At 44.3% G+C, this 5,893-nt stretch carries 4 protein-coding genes; 1 reads left to right on the top strand and 3 read right to left on the bottom strand.

The features are described 5' to 3' along the window. Positions 1 to 64: 64 nt before the first annotated feature. Positions 65 to 280: an AlpA family phage regulatory protein gene (locus tag HX884_RS24915; RefSeq protein ID WP_007678426.1), complete on the bottom strand. Its 216-nt coding sequence runs from the start codon at positions 278 to 280 to the stop codon at positions 65 to 67. A 95-nt stretch (positions 281 to 375) separates the two neighbouring features. Between HX884_RS24915 and HX884_RS24910 the strand changes: the two genes are divergently transcribed. Further along, positions 376 to 1,674 (top strand): hypothetical protein, encoded by a 1,299-nt coding sequence (locus HX884_RS24910; RefSeq protein WP_227113552.1) that lies wholly within the window; start codon positions 376 to 378, stop codon positions 1,672 to 1,674. Between the two features lie 310 nt (positions 1,675 to 1,984). On the opposite strand, the gene HX884_RS24905 is transcribed toward HX884_RS24910, so the two are convergent. Together HX884_RS24905 and HX884_RS24900 are read right to left on the bottom strand one after the other, a co-directional pair. Continuing rightward, entirely contained in the window at positions 1,985 to 2,827 is an 843-nt protein-coding gene (locus HX884_RS24905; RefSeq protein ID WP_080781770.1) for a hypothetical protein, read from the bottom strand. A gap of 147 nt (positions 2,828 to 2,974) precedes the next feature. After that, a complete protein-coding gene (locus tag HX884_RS24900) occupies positions 2,975 to 5,599 on the bottom strand; it encodes an AAA family ATPase (RefSeq protein WP_126802441.1) in 2,625 nt (874 codons plus the stop codon). Between the last annotated feature and the right edge of the window lie 294 nt (positions 5,600 to 5,893).

Below are 5,893 nucleotides of genomic sequence, written 5' to 3'. Positions count from 1 at the left end.
ACACAACCCGCTACGGGGGAGACTTACCCGAAATCTGATTTATTCAACAAAGCCGAATCAGACCTCAAACCTGCGGGCAGCATTCCTCCAGCCATTTATCGATTTCAGATTCCATCCAGCCAACAGAGTGCATACCCAGGCGGCGCTGTTTAGGGAATGTTACGTCATAGCGTGGCGACTTCGGATTTAGCCAGTCATAGATTGTTGAGCGGCTGATTCCAATTTTTTTCACAAGTGCGCTGATGCGCAGAATTTTTACCGATGGGGTAATACAGGTCATTACGTCACCTCATTGTTTTAAATAGTTAATATTTTGTTTTCTTACCTAACACCGGTGTTTTTTGTGTACGGAGGGGATTGTAATGAAGTTCTTTAGTGTCTAAAATTTCAAGTTATGAGCTCCTTTTTTTGACACTAAAAATGCCAGCGACAACACCTATCCAAAAAGCAGCTTTTGATGTGATCGATACCCTTCACTTCACTCAGGTTGTGATGAGTGAGGTATGTAAAGATCCCATTGCAGAGTGGTATCCCCGCATTATCCTCAAAATCAACAATATGCTGCGAGAAGTTGGAATGACGGGAAAACAGGCTGTGATAGCTAAGCACTATCTGCTGGGGGCACTGGAAATTTATCTATCTGTAGATGGCAAACTTTCTTCAGCCATTGCTGAGTATTCTGAACAGTCCGATACAAATACGCTTTTTGAAGAAGGGACTATTTATGACAAGAGTACTCAAACGGCGAGGAATTTTAGTCTTACAATGTTATACGCTGCTGCGGAGAACAATGGTGTGCAGGGTGAGTTCATTGATAGAGCTGTTGAAGAGTTGGTAAATGATCAAGATCTAGAATTATCAGCAACACCCTATCTCATTAGATATCGTCTTGTCGAATGCTGCTATGCATTGGAATATACAGAGACCCCTCTTGCGTTTTATCGGGAGCTGGTAAGTCTTGGTATTATCTCATGTGGAAAATATTCTCTAAATATTGACGCATATGCGAAAAAAAATGAGTCAGGGGTGTCGTTGTTGTTTCTCAGAGCATGTTTGCTTTTCGAGTTTAAGATACTTCAACGAGCGGTAGCGGTAATGTTATCGCTAAAAAACAACAATACGATTGCGTTACCATCTCCTGACCCAAGAATGTCTGCCTTAGAGCAAAAAAATATTTCTGATTACTATAAAAGGTTAGTGGATGACTGGTTTATGGGGGAGGGGAGGCAATCTTTTGTGAGTTTTCAATGTAAAGGCGATATTTCGATTAAGGATGTAGAGGTTTTTCTTGGGAATATAAATAAATATTATCTTCATAAACGTATGTTTAGCGGAACCCAAGGCAGTTGGCTGGGAACGCTGGGGGCATTTGATATTGCATGCGAACATGATGAAGAACCTGAGATGGCCATTTATTATGAGGAAAATAATAGTCGGACTATTTCAGAAAAAATAAGATTGAAGTATTTGGAGTATGGTTTTAGTGTATCAGCTCGGAGCCTTTATCTCCGATATAAATCTGTAAAAAAAGAACGTTACTCTCAAGTTAAGTATTATTGTTTTCTTTTATTGAATCAGGGGGGGATCACCCCTTGGTTTCTTGATAATAATAATTATTACGATATGGCTTTGAGGTTCTGTAGTACAGGAACTAACGAATGTAATTATCCATAAAGCATAGGTGGCAGGTATAGTGTTCATTTGGCGATGTGAAAGATTATTACCTTTAGAGGAAGTTTTTATATTTCAAAAATAAGTGGTGCATCGCTTAATTAAAAATATTAATCTGTACGAAGAAGAACTCCGGAATATTGGTTTTTTTTGCCCACCTTACCAGACTGTTCTTATCTCTTTTGTATAGTTCTGAAAAACAAATTTTTAACAAGCTTACCTTGATAAAATTCCATTTAAAAATCGATCTTATGCCTAATCAGCCCTAAAAATCCTTACTCTAATAACAGTAACTTCAATAGATTGGGAAAAATTATCCCCCCAGTGATTTTGCTGCCTTTTTTATCAAGTTTTCACGACACTTATAGCAAACTAAAAATAAAAGAAAGGATAATGTCGTGCTGACTATTTTACGTAATAATTCATTCGCTTCTAGTTGCTCTTGATAAGAATCTGCAAGTTCATTATATGTTCTCGATAACAGTTGAATCGAAGAAAAATATGACACCATTGCACTATCGCAAATCTCTGATGGAGAATGCTGATCTTGAGAAATATTGCGCATTATTACTCGGGTTTGCGCAACCAAAGCAGCAGATACTTTATCGCGAGATGACGGTTCCTCCAGTCCCGAAACTAATGCCATATAATCCTTAGCCGCATTTTGATTACACTTCGCAAGTTTGGGGTAAACCTCGTGTAGATTATCTGCTATGTTGTTAACCAGTTTTCGAGTTTCTTGAGGAAGGTGTACATACCAGCTTCTATATTTTGACTCTTCAAAAGGTTTCAACATACCAATAATAATCGGTCTCTCTGCTACCCAAAAATCCAGATATCGGGATTCAGATATGTTTAATTTTAATGCAATTCTAGCTACTTCTATAGACGCATGCTCTTTGGATAGCATTTCATTCTTCATTTCATGTTGCTGATTATGATACTCGTTGCGCAGGTTCGTGAATAATTGCAGGTGTTCGATGACGATATTTTCATAATATCCTGGCGGAGTTTCAGGGATTTTCTTTAAACTCAGCCACCCCAAATTAAGCAGTCCAATGCTTATCATGAGTAGTATTGCAGCTATTTCATATCTGTTTCTTTTTATTTGGTAAAAAAATATCATTGATACAATGCCATTGCTGATGTTATTCATAAGTAAGTTGCTCGCTAGCTTCCAGTTGAACCGTGGGGCTAACCCGATTCAACTCATCGAGAAAGCCAGCAAGCATCTGAACGGCTAAAGCTACGTTTAGGGAGGCTGATTGCGACGCCACCCGGCACCAGTTTCACTGTGTATCACTTACTGATTTCTCATGGCGCTAAGGGCTGCATCAAGCGACACAATCGACTCCACTATTGTTCTTACTGTGGAGCGGTCGAATTCGTGGTCTCGCTGTGAATCGTGCACGCCGCTGTTCAGATATCCCCATTCAATGCTGGAGCCGTTAACTCCGAGTAATCTTTCTAATGCAGCAACTGCAGCCGGGGCCCCGGGATGCTGCCCTGCAATGCGATTGACGGCCGATTTCAATTTAGAGCATTTATTATTCAATTCCCAAGGCGAACGTGGTCCACTGAGTTTAATATCAATGCGTCCGTCACCGCGTCTGCCCATCCAAGACCAAAGGCTGTCTGTAAGGCTTTCCAGGGCGGGACGTGACTGACGAAGAGCTTCACGCTTTTCATCCCCATCTAGAGCCTGCTGCGCAAGCAGAACGTAATTCTTACTCGGTGGATTGCTGTCTACTCGCAGTTCGTGTTCACCATCGTGTGGTAGGAATTTGTAGCGCTTAATGGCTCCTGCCCTTGCTGCACCTAACTCCTGTTGAATTCGGATGAGGAATTCTTCGGCATGGGAAGTCAAGATGACCTGTTTGTCGTCCAGTAGCCCATCTTCAAAGAAGGTACGCCATATACCGTCTCGATGCTCATCATCAATCGCATTAACCACATCATCAAAGATAACCACCGGGCATCCTTGGACAATATTTTTGGCCAACAGAATTGCGAGGCCAAGACATTTGATGTGTCCCTCACTGAAAATGATTAGCGCATCGTAACGAATGCCTGGTTCACCGGCGAATTCGACTTCAATTTTGCCATTTTCAGCAACTGGCAGATGAAGTGCATGCAGCAGATCGCTAGGTGCATCGCTTCGGTTAAAAGCGTTATACAGATCCCGAGCCTGTTCACCCAATCCCTGAAGCAATATGCCAGGTAGTGCGGCCATGTATCTTTGGATTTCCGGTAGGAATCCGTCGTAAGCTACCTTAATTCGTTGATTTAACTTTATGACAGTTTCTTCTTCAGCAATGGCTTGGAGCAGATCTCGATTATTGTCATTGAACTGGGTCAGATTAGATTGAGCTGCAGCTAGTTCAACGTTGGCGGCTGTGCGCTGCGTACGTAGTCTTTCAATTTCGAACCGATACTGAATCAGACGGTCCCGCTCCTCGGTCAACGCACCACGTTGATTATGTACTGCGAGGGACTGTTTATCGATATGCTCAATCTCTTTGGCAATGCACAGGAGTGTGTTCCAGGGCTGTTTCTCTCCTTCAACCCAGCACTCAAGCCACGCTCCAACTGATGTCTGGGGTAATTCCGGCAGTACTGCAGCATGAAGGGTTTCCGGGCATGCGGCGATTGCTGCCGTTACGGTGCGACGTATTTCCTCCAACAGTAGCTGGAGAGACTCGTTCAGCTCTGTTCGTAATGTTTGCTCCCGCAACTGAATCTGTGCCAACTGCGCCAGGGCTTCAAGTCCCGTACGCGCTCGTATAAAAGGATCCTCTGCTACGGTATCAAGATTTGTACCACAAGCAGGGCAGGTGGTTGCTCCGACAGCTAAGGCCTGCACTGCTTCATACAGTTTTGCATACGATACCTCGGTCGCGCGTGATGCAAGTTCCCTTGAGGTCTCTTGCCAACTCCCATGTAGACGGTATGCTTCAGCGAGAAGCGCTTCCAGTCGGGATTGCGTAATCCCATAAACCAGTGGTGGGACAGCATCAAGTTGAGATTGAATATATGGCAGACGTCCCTGCTGAAGTTGTGTACCTTCCAGCCATTCAACGCATGCCTGATAGGTCGCTTCGGGGGATATGCGCTGCGCAAGCGCATTTTCCTGCAATTCAATCAAAGCTATTTTCTGCGGATGTGCTGCAATTACCTGCTCTGAAGCTGCTACCTGCTTTCTCCGTTCGACCAACTGAGCTGCCATTGGTCCGGAAAGCATCAGATCTTGATCGAGTGATGGGTTAAACCCACGGACAAATTCACTGAACTGATCTACACCAAACAACGTTGCGATTAGCTGTCGCTGATCGCTGGGGGTTCTTGCAGCAATACGGGCAAAGTCATCAAGCCGGTTCTTCTCAATGAAACAAAAACGATACTCTGATTCATCAGGCTGGACGGGCCGTAAGTTCTGAGCCTCACCGGCAAGAAGCACTGGCGCATCGTGGTGCTTGAGACGAGCGTTATTGCAATAAAGCCTTTGCTCCACCCGCTTTAACTGCGCTTCACTGATAGTGCCCAGCATTGACACTTCGAGAGCCTCAAAGAAGCTGCTTTTACCTGTACCGTTTGCACCGTAAATGAGAGTGATATCGTGGGAGAGGTCAAATATCTCCTGCCGCATGAATCCACGGAATGGACCAACCTCAAGCTGATGCAATCGGCCCAGAGCAGAACCTGCTTCAGGGGCGTCAGAATTGCCTTCGTAAGCGATGGGCTGATCAATTAGATGTCTTAGGGCTAGGGGGGCAAGACGAACTGAACGCGCCCGGCGAGTCGAGCCGACTTCAGCGAGAGGTTGGATATGATCGAAGATCAGATACGCAAGTCGCCGGACATCATCAGAAACGTCCTGCTGCGTTAAACAATCGAGAAAGCGTTGGTACTCCGAAACAATGCTTGCCATGTATTCTCCTTTACACAGTCAGACGCAGTAGCGCATCCCTGCCTTGGTCATTGTCGTTTGACGTTAATTTGCTTGGCACAACGGGTCTCAAAGGTTTTCGGCATTCAACGCATTGCGCTTCTGTGAGAATGACGCGAAACCATCGGATTCATCTTATCTAAAAATTATCGGCATTGTTCATCAGAACCTTATGATCCCCTAAGGGTCCCCAGAAAACTGGGACGTCAACCCAATTGTGCTTGGGAAGGTGCGAACAAGTTCCTGATATGAGATCATCATATTCATCCGGAGCGC

Source organism: Enterobacter sp. SECR19-1250 (assembly GCF_013391025.1).
GTDB classification, from domain to species: Bacteria; Pseudomonadota; Gammaproteobacteria; order Enterobacterales; family Enterobacteriaceae; genus Enterobacter; species Enterobacter cloacae.
The sequence above is the reverse complement of the archived record's forward strand: the minus strand, read 5'-3'. Positions and strand labels throughout refer to the sequence as shown.

What these genes read in the sequence shown, in the direction of transcription:
- HX884_RS24900 (WP_126802441.1), bottom strand. Translation starts at nt 5,599, where the DNA reads ATGGCAAGCATTGTTTCGGAGTACCAACGCTTTCTCGATTGTTTAACG.
- HX884_RS24915 (WP_007678426.1), bottom strand. Translation starts at nt 280, where the DNA reads ATGACCTGTATTACCCCATCGGTAAAAATTCTGCGCATCAGCGCACTT.
- HX884_RS24905 (WP_080781770.1), bottom strand. Translation starts at nt 2,827, where the DNA reads ATGAATAACATCAGCAATGGCATTGTATCAATGATATTTTTTTACCAA.